Here is a 14746-nt window from a genome sequence, read left to right on the forward strand (position 1 = left end):
ATCGCTCCTTTGGTGGCTTATTACTTTTAGTGACCCCTAACGGTCTTCCCTTAGCTAAGTTTTGCCAACATGCTGCGTGTTACCAATACGATCCCTTCCTCTGAGCGATGGAATCGTTTCCTGTCATCTTCCTCGTTTTCCCCGATAACCATGCCTTCCGGTAGATGACAGGCGCGATCGATGATGCAGCGTTTTAAACGGCAGGATCGACCGACAATCACGTCCGGCAATAGTATTGCGTCCTCGACAGAGCAGAAGGAATTCACCCTGACGCGAGGGAAAAGTACGGAATGCGAAATATGGGTTCCGGAAAGAATACAGCCGCCCGAAACCAGAGAATTCAGGGTTACACCATGATTACCGGCGCGATCCTGAACAAATTTTGCCGGCGGCAACGGCTCCATATGAGTGCGTATCGGCCAGTCCTGATCGTACATATTGAGTTCCGGCGTCACCGATGCGAGATCCAGATTGGCCCGCCAGTAGGCGTCAAGCGTGCCGACATCCCGCCAGTAGGGCTTGGCCGATTCGTCTTCAGCGGCGGTAACGCAGGACAGCGTAAAGGGATGCGCCCAGGCCTCGCCGTTGGCCGTCACCTTGGGAATGATATCTTTGCCGAAGTCATGACTTGAGTTCTCGCAGGCCATGTCTTCCTCCAACAATTCAAACAGATAGTCGGCGTCAAAAATGTAAATACCCATGCTGGCCAGTGACTGATTGGTCTGGCCCGGCATCAGCGGCGGCTCGGCCGGTTTTTCGACAAAACTCAGTACCCGATAGTTTTCGTCCACCGCTATGACACCAAAATCCCTTGCTTCGGCGCGACTGACCGGCAGACAAGCCACCGTACAGCGCGATTGCTTTTCGACGTGATCGATAAGCATCCGTGAGTAGTCCATCTTATAGATATGATCGCCCGCCAGTATCACCACGTATTTGGCACGGTAGCGGCGGATGATATCCAGGTTCTGCGACACGGCATCGGCGGTGCCGCGATACCAGTTTTCAGTGGCAAACCGCTGCTGGGCCGGCAATAAATCGACAAACTCGTTCATTTCCTCGTTGAGGAAAGACCAGCCGCGCTGGATATGCTGCACCAGCGTATGGGACTGGTATTGGGTAATGACGCCGATCCGGCGGATGCCGGAATTAAGGCAATTGGATAAGGCAAAATCGATGATGCGAAATTTTCCGCCAAAGTGTACCGCCGGTTTAGCGCGGGTAGCGGTCAAATCCCTGAGCCGAGAACCTCGCCCGCCCGCCAGAATGAGCGCCACCGATTGAATCGGCAGTTGCCTTGCCAGCATGACCGGATCCCGGTGTTCAAACCTCACCATGGCATATTCCTTTTTGTTGTTTTACCAGCACCATGACAGAGCGGGCCGCGACGCTTGATTCAGCCAAAGGCTGCGGGCTGTCGGCAGGGCTAAAAGGCGCGGTTATTCGCCATTCGCCAGCAGGCAAAATGCTGTGATAAGGCGCTGCATCGCCATTGATAAGCACCAGATAGCGGCCGGACAGCAGTACCTGCAGTTGGCGTTTGTTCTGTTGCCAGTCGGTGGGGCTCATGGGTTTGCCGGCATCATTCAACCACTGTACGGCCGCGTCATCTGCCGACTGCCAACGGTGGTCATCGCTGAGGGCCGCGATTTCACTGCGCAGCCGGATAAGCGCGGTCGTGAAGGCGTGCAGCGCTGGGTCGGCGCTCGCCCAGTCCAGCCAGGTCAGTTCATTATCCTGGCAAAAGGCGTTATTGTTGCCCTGCTGGCTATGACCGAACTCATCACCGGCCAGCAGCATCGGCGTACCCTGAGAGAGCAGTAAGCTGGCCAGTAACGCCCGCTGGCTGACGCGGCGGCGGCCCTGAACAGCCGCATCCGCATCCAGGCCTTCATGGCCGTGATTCCAGCTGTAGTTCTGTTGGGCGCCGTCGCGATTCTGCTCGCCGTTATCATGGTTGTGCCTGGTATCGAAGCTGACCAGGTCCTGCAGGGTGAATCCGTCATGGGCGGTGACCATATTGATCGAGGCATGCGGCGGCCGATCCGGGTAGATATCGCCAGATGCGGCAAAACGAGTGGCAAACTCACCGGGCTGGATATCGCCGCGCAACCAAAAACGGCGGATCTGGTCGCGGAAACGATCATTCCACTCCGCCAATGGCGCAGGAAAATGTCCAACCTGATAACCTGCCGGACCGATATCCCAAGGTTCAGCGATAAGTTTGATGCCGGACAATATCGGGCAAGCGCCGATGGCGGCAAGCAGCGGCGCCCGCGGGTCGAAGTCCGGCGTTCGCCCGAGGACGGTTGCCAGATCAAAGCGGAAACCGTCCACATGGCAGGCCTGGACCCAGAAGCGCAGGCAATCCAGTATCTGTTCCGTCACGTCAGGATGGTTAAGCCGCAGGGTATTGCCGCAACCGGTCCAATTCTGATAGCCGCCGCGGTCATCCAGCCAGTACCAGCTGCGGTTATCTATCGCCCGCAGCGACAGCACCGGTCCGTCCAGATCCAGTTCGGCGCTGTGGTTGAATACCACATCCAGAATCACCTCAATGCCGGCCTGGTGCAGCGCCCTGACCATATCGCGGAATTCGTTCAGCGGGGTGCGGCCGTCAATGCCCGACGCATATGAGGCCTCAACCGCATAGGGAGCTAGCACGTTATAGCCCCAATAATTACGCAGTCCAAGCCGCTGCAGCCTGGGCTCATCGGCATGCTGCTGTACCGGCAACAATTCCAGCGCGGTGATACCCAGTTGCCTGAGATAATCAATCATTACTGGATGGCCGATAGCGGCATAGGTGCCGCGCAGGTCGGCCGGGATCTGCGGATGCAAGCGCGTCAGGCCCCGCACATGGGCTTCGTAAATCACCGTTTTTCCCCAAGGCGTCGCCGGGGCGATATCCTGCTGCCAGTCATAACGCTCATCGACCACGATGCTTTTGGGTACCCGCGCCGAGCTGTCGGACTGGCTGGGCGTCGGTTGCCCATCATAAAGCTCCGGTTCATCGCCGACCCGGCCGTCAACCGCACGACCGCTCGGATCAATGACCCGTTTAGCCGGATTGAAACGATGTCCGGCCTCAGGCTGAAAGGGACCGTGCAGCCGATAGCCATAGCGCAGACCGGGACGGGCATCGGGCAGATAGCCGTGCCAGTAGTTTCCGCTACGCACAGGCAGATCACACTGCATCTCCCGCCCCTGGTCATCAAACAGGCACAGCACTACCCGATCGGCATGCTCAGACATCAGGCTGAAATTAACGCCTTTGCCATCAAAGCTGGCCCCAAGGGGTAAAGGTGAACCTGCCGCAAGCCGGGTCATCTAGCCCTCCCTGACCAGGAACAGCGTTGCCAATGGAGGCAGCGTCAGTTGAACGGAATGTTCCCGTTGGTGGCTGGGATGGGGCTGGCTGTGGATTTCACCGCCATTGCCGGTATTACTGCCGTTGTAATAGCTCGAGTCGGTATTCAGAATTTCGCGCCAGCGGCCGGAATGAGGGATGCCGATACGATAGCCAGGACGCGGAACCGGCGTAAAGTTGCTGACCACCATGATTTCATTGCCGTCATTATCCCGGCGCAGAAAAGCGAAGACCGAATTTTCGCTGTCATCGGCTACCAGCCACTCAAAGCCGTTATAGCTGCAGTCTTGCTGATAAAGCGGCGCATACTGCCGATAACAGGCATTCAGGTCACGCACCAAACGCTGCACTCCGCTGTGTGGGCCTGCGGCGTCGTCCAGCAGATGCCAGTCAAGACTGCGATCATGATCCCATTCACGGCGTTGAGCGAATTCGTTGCCCATAAACAGCAGCTTCTTGCCCGGATGACCCCACATAAAGCCATAGTAGGCGCGAAGATTGGCGAACTTCTGCCAGTCGTCGCCGGGCATGCGCCCGAGAATTGAATGCTTGCCGTGGACAACTTCGTCATGGGATAGCGGCAGCACAAAGTTCTCGCTGTAGGCATACACCATACTGAAAGTCATCTGGTTGTGGTGGTATCTGCGGTGTACCGGATCAAGCTGCATATATTTCAGGGTGTCGTTCATCCAGCCCATATTCCATTTGTAATGGAATCCCAGGCCGCCATTTTCCGGTGGCGAAGTTACCCCGGAAAAAGAGGTCGATTCTTCGGCAATGGTGACTGAACCATCACGCTGGGTACCGACGGTATGGTTGGTATAACGCAGGAAAGCTATCGCTTCCAGGTTTTCATTGCCGCCATAATGGTTGGGGATCCACTCCCCGGCAGGCCGGCTATAGTCTCGATAAATCATTGAGGCCACAGCGTCTACGCGCAATCCGTCAATGCCATAACGTTCCAGCCAGAACAGCGCATTCCCGGCCAGATAATTACGCACTTCATTGCGCCCGTAGTTATAGATAAGGGTGTTCCAGTCCTGGTGAAGGCCTTCACGGGGGTCGGCATATTCATAAAGTGAGCTGCCGTCGAATTTGGCCAGCCCGAACTCATCGCTGGGGAAATGCCCTGGCACCCAGTCCAGCAACACATTGATGCCGGCTCGATGGGCCGCCTGGATAAGCGCACGAAAGTCTTCTGGGGTTCCGAAACGGCGCGTGGGCGCATAGATCCCGAGCGGCTGGTAGCCCCAACTGCCATCAAAAGGATGTTCATTGATCGGCAGCAGCTCTATATGGGTAAAGCCCATATGCTGCACATAGCCTATCAGCTGATCGGCCAGCTCTTGATAGCTGAGCCAGTAGTTATTGTCCGCGTGACGCCGCCAGGACCCCAGATGCACTTCATAAATAGAAATCGGCTTATCCAGCGCATTGGCATGGCTTCGCTCGGCGTCAGGCTCGACGATAGCCGGAATGCCGCGGGTCAGCGAAGCGGTCTCCGGACGCATCTGTGCCTCGAAGGCATAGGGGTCGGCTTTCAGCCGAGTATCGCCATGGCAATCGATAATTTCGTATTTATACAGCTGGCCCGTGGTTACGGCGGGCAGGAACAATTCCCAGATGCCGTTTTCACGGCGCTGGCGCATCGGATGACGCCGGCCATCCCAGAAATTAAACTCACCAACCACTGACACCCGCTGGGCGTTGGGTGCCCAGACGGCAAATCGAATCCCCGCGATGCCGTCCAGCATCTCAGGATGGGCGCCAAGACGTTCATAAGGACGCAGATGGGTTCCTTCAGCCAGCAGCCAGCTGTCCACATCTTGTAATAGCGGACCGAACCGGTAAGGATCTTCTATGACATAAGTCTGCTCGTGCCAGGTAACGGCCAATTGGTAAAGAAAAGGTTTTTTGCGCCGGCCGACAACCGCAGAAAAAAAACCTCTTTGATCGACGCAAATTAAATCTGTGACCTTGCGCCCATTTTTTGCATCTATTAATGTCACTGCGCTGGCATCAGGTAATAAAGCCCGGACAACCAAACCTTCGGCGGTATTATGCATGCCGAGCAATGAAAAGGGATCGGCATAGCGTCCTGAGATTAACGCTGAAATGACCTCATGGTCGGGAAATCCTGACATGGCACTATTCCTTTTCTTACTCCATGAAATAAAAGAATATCTATAAAATAAAACGCTCTCTTGCCTGAATACGCAGCCCGAATCGCCTGCTTGAGATAGCGGCGTCAGCTATCCCGCCGTTTTCAGGCAGGAGGCATTTGCGTGTTCAGAAATCCATAGGAAAGGCTATTACACTATGCGTGTAATTGTGGGCCTTACAATAATAAGCATAGTCAAAGGTTCAAAGTAAAGATTAACCAGCATCAACTAATTTTTTATTTTTCAAAGGAAAGAAGGGACCCTTTTGCGCGCAAAAATAAATTCTTTTTATTAATCATTAAAATAAAAACAGTCGCTGCTTAAAGGAAGGGTAACCGAAAGTGTAAGGGGTTCTGACAGAATGTGATTAATAGCACAATTAATCACTTAATTATTCTGAAAGCGGGTTGATGGTGAAAGGATTTGACCCGAGACCGGTCTGGCATGCACTGATAAGAAAACGCGGTTTGCTGCAGCAGACAGGACATATGCCTACGGCCGCCTAAACGGCCAGCCGCAAGTGCTGCCCGCAACAGCGGGCAGGTATAACGCCTATCAGTCCACCAGCAGGCGCATCATGCGTCGCAAGGGTTCAGCCGCGCCCCACAGCAGCTGGTCACCGACGGTGAAGGCTGACAGATATTCCGGCCCCATAGTGAGTTTGCGCAGACGTCCGACCGGGGTTTTCAGAGTGCCGGTAACCGCCGCCGGCGTCAGCTCGCGCATCGATAGTTCACGGTCATTAGGCACCACGTTTACCCACTCATTATGGGCTGCCAGCAGTTGGTGGATATCTTCAAGTCCAACATCCTGTTTCAGCTTGATGGTAAAAGCCTGGCTGTGGCAGCGCAGAGCGCCGACGCGCACGCAAAGACCATCTACCGGAATCACCCGTTGGCTGTTAAGGATTTTATTGGTTTCAGCCTGGCCTTTCCACTCTTCGCGGCTCTGGCCGTTATCAAGCTGCTTGTCGATCCAGGGGATCAGGCTGCCGGCCAGCGGCACACCGAAATTATCAGTCGGCAGGGTGCCGCTGCGGGTCAGTGCCGTCACTTTACGTTCAATATCCAGAATGGCTGATGCCGGATTCTGCAGCTCAGCCGCCACGCCGCCATGCAGCATGCCCATTTGAACCAGTAGCTCGCGCATATGGCGGGCACCGCCGCCGGAGGCCGCCTGGTAGGTTGCGACAGACACCCAGTCCACCAGATTATGGGCGAATAGGCCGCCCAGTGACATCAGCATCAGGCTCACGGTACAGTTGCCGCCGACAAACGTCTTGATGCCATTTTCCAGGCCTTGTTTGATAACGGCATGGTTGACCGGATCGAGGATGATGATGGCATCGTCTTTCATGCGCAGCGAAGATGCGGCATCAATCCAGTAACCCTGCCAACCGGCGGCGCGCAGCTTGGGATAAATTTCGTTAGTATAATCCCCACCCTGGCAGGTAATGATAATATCCAGGGCGCTGAGCGCCGCCAGATCCCCGGCATCCTGCAGCGTCCCGTGCTGGCCATTGACTACCGGCGCGGCCTGGCCATGCTGGGAAGTAGAAAAGAATACCGGACGGATGGCGTCAAAATCACGTTCTTCGTTCATGCGTTGCATGAGCACCGAACCGACCATACCGCGCCAGCCAATAAAACCTACGTTTTTCATGATTACTGTGTCCTGCCATGGAGGGTGACATTAAGGGGCGAATAATTACTCTGTTCCCACCTTACAAAAATAGGCGGAAAAGCCGCAAGTGAAATTATTCGATAACCGACTGTTTTTCAGCAATAGCGCTAATGATCCGGCATAAAGCGGGTTCAATGCAGCAATTTGGCAACAATGAATGGGGAAAGTATGACTGAAATGATCTCAGCAACGGTATTGCTGTTTCTGATAATGGATCCATTGGGCAACCTGCCGATCTTTATGTCGGTGCTGAAACATATCGAGCCCAGACGTCGGCGCATTATTGTGATTCGCGAAATGTTGATCGCCTTGCTGCTAATGCTGATTTTCCTGTTTGCCGGCGAACGTATTCTCAGCTTTCTTAATCTACGGACTGAAACCGTATCGATTTCAGGCGGCATCATTCTGTTTCTGATCGCCATCAAAATGATATTCCCTACCCAGGAGGGCAGCAGCAGTGGACTGCCGGCCGGCGAAGAGCCTTTTCTGGTGCCGCTGGCAATCCCCCTGGTCGCCGGCCCTTCCATTCTGGCGACGCTGATGCTGCTTTCCCACCAGTATCCGAACCAGGTAGACCACCTGGTGTTCGCCCTGATGATTGCCTGGGGACTGTCGGTCATCATCCTGATGCTGTCCGGCCTGTTCCTGCGTCTGTTGGGCGATAAGGGGGTCAGTGCGCTCGAGCGGCTGATGGGCTTGCTGCTGGTGATGATCGCCACCCAGATGTTCCTGGATGGCGTGCGGGCCTACCTGAAAATATGATGTCAGGAGATTGCCAGCAGCCAGTGTGGCAGCGATAGCGGTAAGGAAACCTGTCCCTGTTGAAAAAGCGGGGTTACCGCAGTTTTGCCCTTCTTCCGCGCCGCTCGGCGCGGAAGAAGGGGACGATTAAATCACTATATTAAGCAGCAGGCAGCCAATCAGGCCGCAGACCGAAATAATGGTTTCCAGCGCCGACCAGGATTTAATGGTTTCCATGATGGTCAGGTTGAAATACTCCTTGAACAGCCAGAAACCCGGATCATTAACGTGCGAGAAAATCACGCTGCCTGAGCCGACCGCCAATACCATCAGTTCAGGACTGACGCCGGTTGTGGCAATCAGCGGCGCGGCGATGCCGCCGGCAGTGATGGCGGCAACAGTGGCCGAACCCAGCGCGATACGCAAGATAGCGGCAATGGACCAGGCCAGCAGCAGAGGTGAAACCGCACTGCCTTCCATCAGGGCGGCAATATATTTTTCAACGCCGCTGTCGACCAGCACCTGCTTGAATGCACCGCCACCGCCGATAATCAGCAGCATCATGGCGATGATTTTGATCGAGTCGGTGATAGTCCCCATCACTTCGTCCATGCTGCGACCGCGATTAAGACCAAAAGTGAAGATAGCAATCAGCACCGCAATCAACGTGGCGATCACCGGATCACCGAAGAACTCGGCATAGGCCAGTACCGGATGACCGGTAGGCAGCACCATTTCCGCCACGGCGCGGATCGCCATCAGTACCACCGGCACCAGAGAGGTCCAGACGCTAACGCTGAAGCTGGGCATTTCCTGCTCGGTAAAGGTCTTGGGGTTATAAAGACCTTCAGGCACCGGCTTGTCGATACCTTTCAGAAAACGGGAATACACTGGGCCTGCCAGAATGACGGTCGGAATTGCCAGGATAGTGCCGAACAGCAGGGTTTTACCCATATCCGCCTGGAAGATAGTGGCGATCGCCGTGGGTCCCGGATGAGGAGGCAGGAAACCGTGGGTCACCGACAGCGCGGCCGCCATCGGCACCCCGACATACAGCAGAGGAATACGGGCTGAAGCGGCGATGCTGAACACCAGCGGCAGCATCAGGACGAAACCGACTTCATAGAACAGGGCAAAACCCACGGTAAAACCGGTGAGGACCACCGCCCACTGTATATGCTGTCTGCCAAATTTTTCAATCAGCGTAGTGGCAATGCGCTGTGCCCCGCCGCAGTCCGCCAGCATTTTGCCCAGCATGGCGCCGAAACCCATTATCAGCGCCAGACTGCCGAGCGTGCCGCCTACACCTGCCTTGATTGAGCCGATAACCTTGTTGACCGGCATACCCTGCATGAAGCCAACTGCCAAGGCAACCAGGATCAATGCTATAAAACCATTCAATTTGAAACGAATCATCAGCAGGAGCAGCAGCGCTACGCCTATTGCTACAATTATGAGCGGCATGATAAGTAATCCATAAAAAACCGGAATGACGGAGCGGTTTGCTACCGGAGGATAGCTATCCTATTTAGTTTGGCAAAGAAATCGCTTTTTCGCCTGCTTAAGTGAAAACAGATAGCTCTGCAAATGTTACCGGTATCATGATACCGGTAACATTGCCCGTTGCAGAGGGGCCGGGTGAGGGAAATTGCTATTTTGAGAGGCTGATCATATTTGTAGATAAATTAATCGTAGCTTTACAAACGTTAAATACTGTCTCCAGGCAGTATTTGAAAGCCAACATCAGTTTTAGCACCCGGCACCGGCAAGCCACGAAGGCGCGCCAGCAGCCGCTCGGCGCTGATACGGCCCATTTCTTCGCGCGGGGTTAGTACGCTGGCAAGCCTGGGATGCATGACCTGCGCAATATCATGCCCGTGAAAACCTGCCACCGCCATATCCTGTGGGATACGCAGCCCCTGGCGCTGGCATTCAAAGATGGCGCCGATTGCCAGGTCATCATTGGTGCAGACAATGCCGTTAATCGCGGGATATTCCTGCTGGGCGCGTCGGGTCAGTTCGGCGCCGGTGGAATAAGAGGATGACTCGGCAACCATCATACTGTGGGCGATAAGGCCGTTATCGCGCATCGCCTGCTGGTAACCCTGCTGCTTGATCAGAGTCCGTTCATCCAGCCGAGCGCCGAAATAGACCACATGGGGATGCCCGCGGTCGATAATCGCCTGGGTCATCTGCCTGGCCGCTGCGTAATTATCAAAACCAACCGCCATATCCAGGCAGGGGGAGACACTGTCCATGATCTCAACCACCGGAATGCCGGCCACTTCAATCATCTTCAAGGTGCGGGGAGTGTGGCTGCGTTCAGCCAGGATCAGGCCATCGATATTGTATGAGAGCAACGAGGTCAGACGCAGTTCTTCAGTCTGCTGCTGATAACCATAATGAGCCAGCATGGTCTGATAGCCGTTGGCGTCAGTCACCTGTTCAATGCCGCGCAGTACTTCGGCAAACACCTGATTGGTCAGTGAAGGCAGTAGCACGCCGATGGCGCGGCTGGTCGCATTGGACAGGATATCGGGAGCACGGTTAGGAATGTATCCCAGATCGTCGAGCGCAACGGCGATTTTCTGCTGCAGGGCTTCCGAGACCAGTGCCGGATTACGTAAATAACGACTGACCGTCATTTTGGTGACGCCCACCCTGTCGGCTACATCCTGCAGCCCCGGTCTTTTCTTCTTTATTATTGACATGTTAACCCCGTCCGGTAATGGCCGGAGTTTAGCAAAAAAACTGCCGCCGGGGGTGTTTTTCCAGCGGCGGTGGGTGATGATAGCCTGATGATGCCAAAGGGGGCCTATCTCCAGTGACGTCAAGGCAATAAGCATGCGGCCACAAGCATGCGGCCCCGGCCCTCACACCGGCGGCAGATCGAACAGCAATACCTCACTGTCTGCGGTGGCCTGCAGGGTGACCGCAGGCTCATCCCATATTGCCAGAGCATCACTGGTCGATGCCAGCTGGCCATTAACCTTGACTTCGCCGCGCACCACCTGGATCCATAGGCGACGGCCAGGCGCTGGTTGATAACCCTCTTCCTGACCTGCCGACATGGCCCAGCGGGACAGCGTCATATCCTGAAAGACTTTGAGCGAACCTTCTCTGGCGTCCGGCGACAGCACCAGTTGCCGTCCCTGCAGCACATCGAAACGGCGCTGTTCGTAACGCGGCGCCAGTCCGGTCTGCTGCGGGATAATCCAGATCTGATAGAGATGCAGCTCGCTGTCATCACGGCCATTGTATTCGGAGTGGCGTACGCCGGTGCCGGCGCTCATGATTTGGAACTCACCGGCCTGGATCTGTTCTTTGTTGCCCATGCTGTCCTGATGTTCGACCGTTCCGGACAGCACGTATGTCAGTATTTCCATATCTTTATGGGGATGGGTACCAAAACCTTTTCCTGCAGCAATGCGGTCTTCATTGATGACCCGCAGGGCGGAAAACCCCATAAAGTCAGCATCATAATAATCAGCAAACGAAAAAGTGTGCCAGCTATCCAGCCAACCATGGTTGGCGTGACCACGGTCTTTGGCAGAGCGTAGATAAATCATGTTCAAGTCTCCTCAACGTTTTTTCTAGTCTAGCTCTGGGCCAGGAATAAGATAGCGTAAAAAACTCACCCCACGATTCAAATTATTCGAATGAGTTGTCAGCCGTAAATAGACCCGACTATCGGTGATTTGCCGATCTCGGCGTTATGGCAAAAGGGGGATCTAACTAGACAGAACGGACTATAATCAGGTTTTCGACCCGGCAAGGAAAAAAAAATGTTTGAAGGATTTTCACAGCAAAAAGTCACTCTTTCCAATGCTGTCTTGAATGTCCGCCATGGCGGTAATGGCCCGCCAGTATTGTTGCTACACGGGCATCCGCGCACCCATGCTACCTGGTCGAAAGTAGCCCCGATACTTGCTAAATCCTTTACGGTAATTTGTCCAGATCTTCGTGGGTTCGGTCAGTCTTCTAAACCCCAGGATTTGCCTGATCACGCGAATTCATCCAAAAGAGCGAAGGCAAAAGATTGCATAGAGCTGATGCTTTATTTTGGCTTTGAACGTTTTGCATTGGTCGGGCACGACAGGGGAAGTTATACGGCTTACCGCGCAGCTTTGGATTATCCTGACAGAATTTCACAATTAGCGGTGCTTGATTGCGTTCCAATTCTTGAAGCGCTTGAACGATGTGATGAACGGTTCGCCCGACAGTGGTACCACTGGTTTTTCTTCGCTCAAGCAGAAAAACCAGAGCGAGCCATTCTGGCAGATCCCGATGCCTGGTACGGAGAACGGCCCGATAACATGGGCGATGAAGAGTATGAAGATTATCGGCGAGCCATACATTCACCTGAAACGGTCCATACAATGCTGGAAGATTATCGTGCTGGATTATCCATAGATAGGCTGCATGAGGAAGAAGACCGCAGGAACAATCGCAAAATAGCGTGCCCGGTGTTGTGCTTGTGGTCTGAACAGGATGATTTAGCTGAGTTGTACGCTGATATCCCCGCCATCTGGAAAAACTGGGCTCATGACCTGCGTAGCGGAACCCTAAACAGTGGTCATCATATGGCAGAGCAAGCCCCTGAAGCACTCGCTGCCAAATTGAGCTTGTTCCTGAGTCGCCCCTGAAAACTCAAAAAACCTTTCTACGATCCTCACAGCAAAAAAAAAGCCAGCACCCAAGCTGGCTGAAATAATACTGGAAGCAATGTGAGCAATGTCGTGCCTTCACGCCAAGAATCTCCCGAGAAAGCCCTCAGCGGAACGCAAGGCAATAATAATCATTATCATTCGCACTTGTAAAGCACTTTTTATTCGCCGCCTAGATACATCTGCCGCAGGAAGCGCGGAACTGACTGCTGTTCATTAGTGCCGATGACTTCAAGCTCTGGCAATAAGTCTTTCAGACGCTGATGCGAATTGCTCATCAGGCAGCCCTTGCCGGCCATGGCCAGCATCTCTTTGTCGTTCATGCCGTCGCCGAAGGAAATGCATTCGGCCAGGGTAAAGCCCAGCAGTTTAGCCACCTGATCCAGCGCATGTCCCTTTGATACGCCGCCGGCCATCACTTCGAGGCACACCGGCAGCGAGAAACTGACGTTAACCCGATCGCCCCAGCGTGCGTTCAGGGCCGCTTCCAATTCAAGCAGTCGCTGGTGATTATCGCTGGTAAAGTAGACCTTGCAGATGCCGTCGGTTTCTAGCAGCCCGGGCTGGTAAATCTGGTAATGGAATTTTGATTCGCGGAAAAAATCTTGTTGATCAAGACGATCGCGATTCATATACCAGTCGTCGTTCCGATAGACGTTGGTCAGGATCTGCGGATCTTGATGCACCAGACCAAACAAATCGGCGGCGATATCTTCATCCAGGTTATGGGAAAAAATAAGATCGCCCTGGGCATTATGGACGCGGGCGCCGTTGGAGGTGATCATATAGGCGCTAATACCCAGATTATCGCGAATTTGGGAAACGTCGATGTGGTGTCGGCCGGTCGCAAACACAAAATGGACGTTGCGCGCGGTCAGCAGACGCAGGGTTTCCTTGGTATAAGGCGTAAGAGTATGGTCCGGCGCAAGCAGGGTGCCATCAAGATCGGAAGCGACAACTGAATACATAATACTTATTAAACCTCTGACGTTGAGCGACGACGTTAGACGCCGTCAGCATGAGTGATACCGCGCGAAAAAGTCGGTGATCATGTTCAATGCATCGGCACGCAGGCTGTCTTTTTCAAACAAAATTTCATGCCGCGCGCCTGGCAGGCAGACCGGCTGATTGCCTTCACAAGGATGACCCGCCGCGGCCATGGCGCGACAAAATGCCCCATGGCTGCGGTTATCGACCACTTTGTCCTCGCCAGCTTGCAGTAGCATGACAGGTGTTGTGAGCGTAGCCGCATTATCCATAACGCCCTGGCTGGCAATCAGTCCTTCACGTACCCAATGATAGGTCGGGCCACCGACTCTGAGTGTCGGCTCATCGGCGTACAGGCGTAGACTGCGTTGATAACGCTGCCGGCTATGGGTCAGTAGGTTGGCCCTGAACGGACTGGGATGCCAGGCACCGGTGCCGACAGCGTAAGTATCGCGCAGCCTGGGGCGCCCTTCAGCCCATTCAAGCACCCGCCAAGCCAGCCAGGATGGCATCGGCAGCCGGATGCCGAACATCGGCGCGCACAGCACCGCCGCATCGCAGCAATCGGGTTCGCGGGCCAGAAACAGCGCCAGGATAGCGCCGCCCATTGAGTGCGCCAGCGCAAAACGGCATCGGTAACGGTCCCGCGGAACGTAGCGCTGCCAGAACAGCGAAAAATCCCGGACATAATCGTCAAAATGCTGCACGTGGCCCCGATGGCTGTCTTCCAGCAACCGGCCGGACCGCCCCTGGCCCCGGTGATCCATAATCAGCACGTCATAGCCGCAATGATAGAGGTCATAGGCGACCTCCTGGTATTTAACGTAACTTTCAATCCGCCCGGTACTGATGACCACCACTTTGTCATGGGCAGGTGAACAGAGCCGGACAAAGCCGATCGGCAACCCATTGACGCCGATGAATTCGCCTTCTTCCCGCTGACGCCAGAAGTCCAGTAAAGGGCCGGTAGCAAAGGCGGAGAATTGCTGTTCCCGCTTTTGCCAGCTTTGTCTGAATACTGATAACACCTGTGCTGCTCCTGACGTCTTACGGGGGTGAACCACGGGCCGGACACCGGGAAAATTCGCCGGCAGATAGGAATGATGAGGTACCGCGCTCAGTTGTGGCGCATATCC

Annotated in this window: 11 protein-coding genes; 2 read left to right on the forward strand and 9 right to left on the reverse strand. The window is 54.6% G+C overall.

From position 1 onward, the window contains the following. Positions 1-50 precede the first annotated feature (50 nt). From glgC to asd, 4 genes are all read right to left on the reverse strand, one after another. Positions 51-1337, reverse strand: a complete 1287-nt coding sequence (glgC, locus tag EDC52_RS15380) for a glucose-1-phosphate adenylyltransferase (RefSeq protein WP_131866443.1) — start codon at positions 1335-1337, stop codon at positions 51-53. After that, complete coding sequence (gene glgX / locus EDC52_RS15385; RefSeq protein WP_131866445.1) at positions 1324-3330, reverse strand: glycogen debranching protein GlgX; 2007 nt, start codon at positions 3328-3330, stop codon at positions 1324-1326. Before glgX ends, glgC begins: the two co-directional genes overlap by 14 nt. Continuing rightward, positions 3331-5514 carry a 1,4-alpha-glucan branching protein GlgB gene (gene glgB, locus EDC52_RS15390; protein WP_131866446.1) on the reverse strand — a complete coding sequence of 728 codons (2184 nt, stop codon included), beginning with the start codon at positions 5512-5514 and terminating at the stop codon, positions 3331-3333. A gap of 573 nt (positions 5515-6087) precedes the next feature. Continuing rightward, positions 6088-7194: an aspartate-semialdehyde dehydrogenase gene (gene asd, locus EDC52_RS15395; protein WP_131866448.1), complete on the reverse strand. Its 1107-nt coding sequence runs from the start codon at positions 7192-7194 to the stop codon at positions 6088-6090. A 189-nt stretch (positions 7195-7383) separates the two neighbouring features. Here asd and EDC52_RS15400 point away from each other — a divergent pair, with 189 nt between their 5' ends. Beyond that, positions 7384-7977 (forward strand): YhgN family NAAT transporter, encoded by a 594-nt coding sequence (locus EDC52_RS15400; protein ID WP_131866450.1) that lies wholly within the window; start codon positions 7384-7386, stop codon positions 7975-7977. Positions 7978-8103: 126 nt separating this feature from the next. Here the strand turns inward: EDC52_RS15400 and gntT are convergent, their stop codons facing one another. From gntT to EDC52_RS15415, 3 genes are all read right to left on the reverse strand, one after another. Further along, the gene (gene gntT / locus EDC52_RS15405; RefSeq protein ID WP_131866452.1) at positions 8104-9420 is read right to left on the reverse strand and encodes a gluconate transporter; all 1317 of its coding nucleotides are present in this window, start codon (positions 9418-9420) and stop codon (positions 8104-8106) included. A 242-nt stretch (positions 9421-9662) separates the two neighbouring features. Further along, positions 9663-10658 carry a gluconate operon transcriptional repressor GntR gene (gene gntR, locus EDC52_RS15410; RefSeq protein WP_131866586.1) on the reverse strand — a complete coding sequence of 332 codons (996 nt, stop codon included), beginning with the start codon at positions 10656-10658 and terminating at the stop codon, positions 9663-9665. Positions 10659-10829: 171 nt separating this feature from the next. Then, entirely contained in the window at positions 10830-11525 is a 696-nt protein-coding gene (locus EDC52_RS15415) for a pirin family protein (RefSeq protein ID WP_131866454.1), read from the reverse strand. Positions 11526-11741: 216 nt separating this feature from the next. Between EDC52_RS15415 and EDC52_RS15420 the strand changes: the two genes are divergently transcribed. Continuing rightward, positions 11742-12602: an alpha/beta fold hydrolase gene (locus EDC52_RS15420; protein ID WP_131866456.1), complete on the forward strand. Its 861-nt coding sequence runs from the start codon at positions 11742-11744 to the stop codon at positions 12600-12602. Positions 12603-12784: 182 nt separating this feature from the next. Here EDC52_RS15420 and yigL read toward each other — a convergent pair whose 3' ends face one another. Then, complete coding sequence (yigL, locus tag EDC52_RS15425) at positions 12785-13591, reverse strand: sugar/pyridoxal phosphate phosphatase YigL (protein WP_131866458.1); 807 nt, start codon at positions 13589-13591, stop codon at positions 12785-12787. A gap of 45 nt (positions 13592-13636) precedes the next feature. Further along, positions 13637-14638, reverse strand: a complete 1002-nt coding sequence (gene pldB / locus EDC52_RS15430; protein ID WP_131866460.1) for a lysophospholipase L2 — start codon at positions 14636-14638, stop codon at positions 13637-13639. Positions 14639-14746 lie beyond the last annotated feature (108 nt).

The organism is Biostraticola tofi, assembly GCF_004343195.1.
Classification (GTDB): domain Bacteria; phylum Pseudomonadota; class Gammaproteobacteria; order Enterobacterales; family Enterobacteriaceae; genus Biostraticola; species Biostraticola tofi.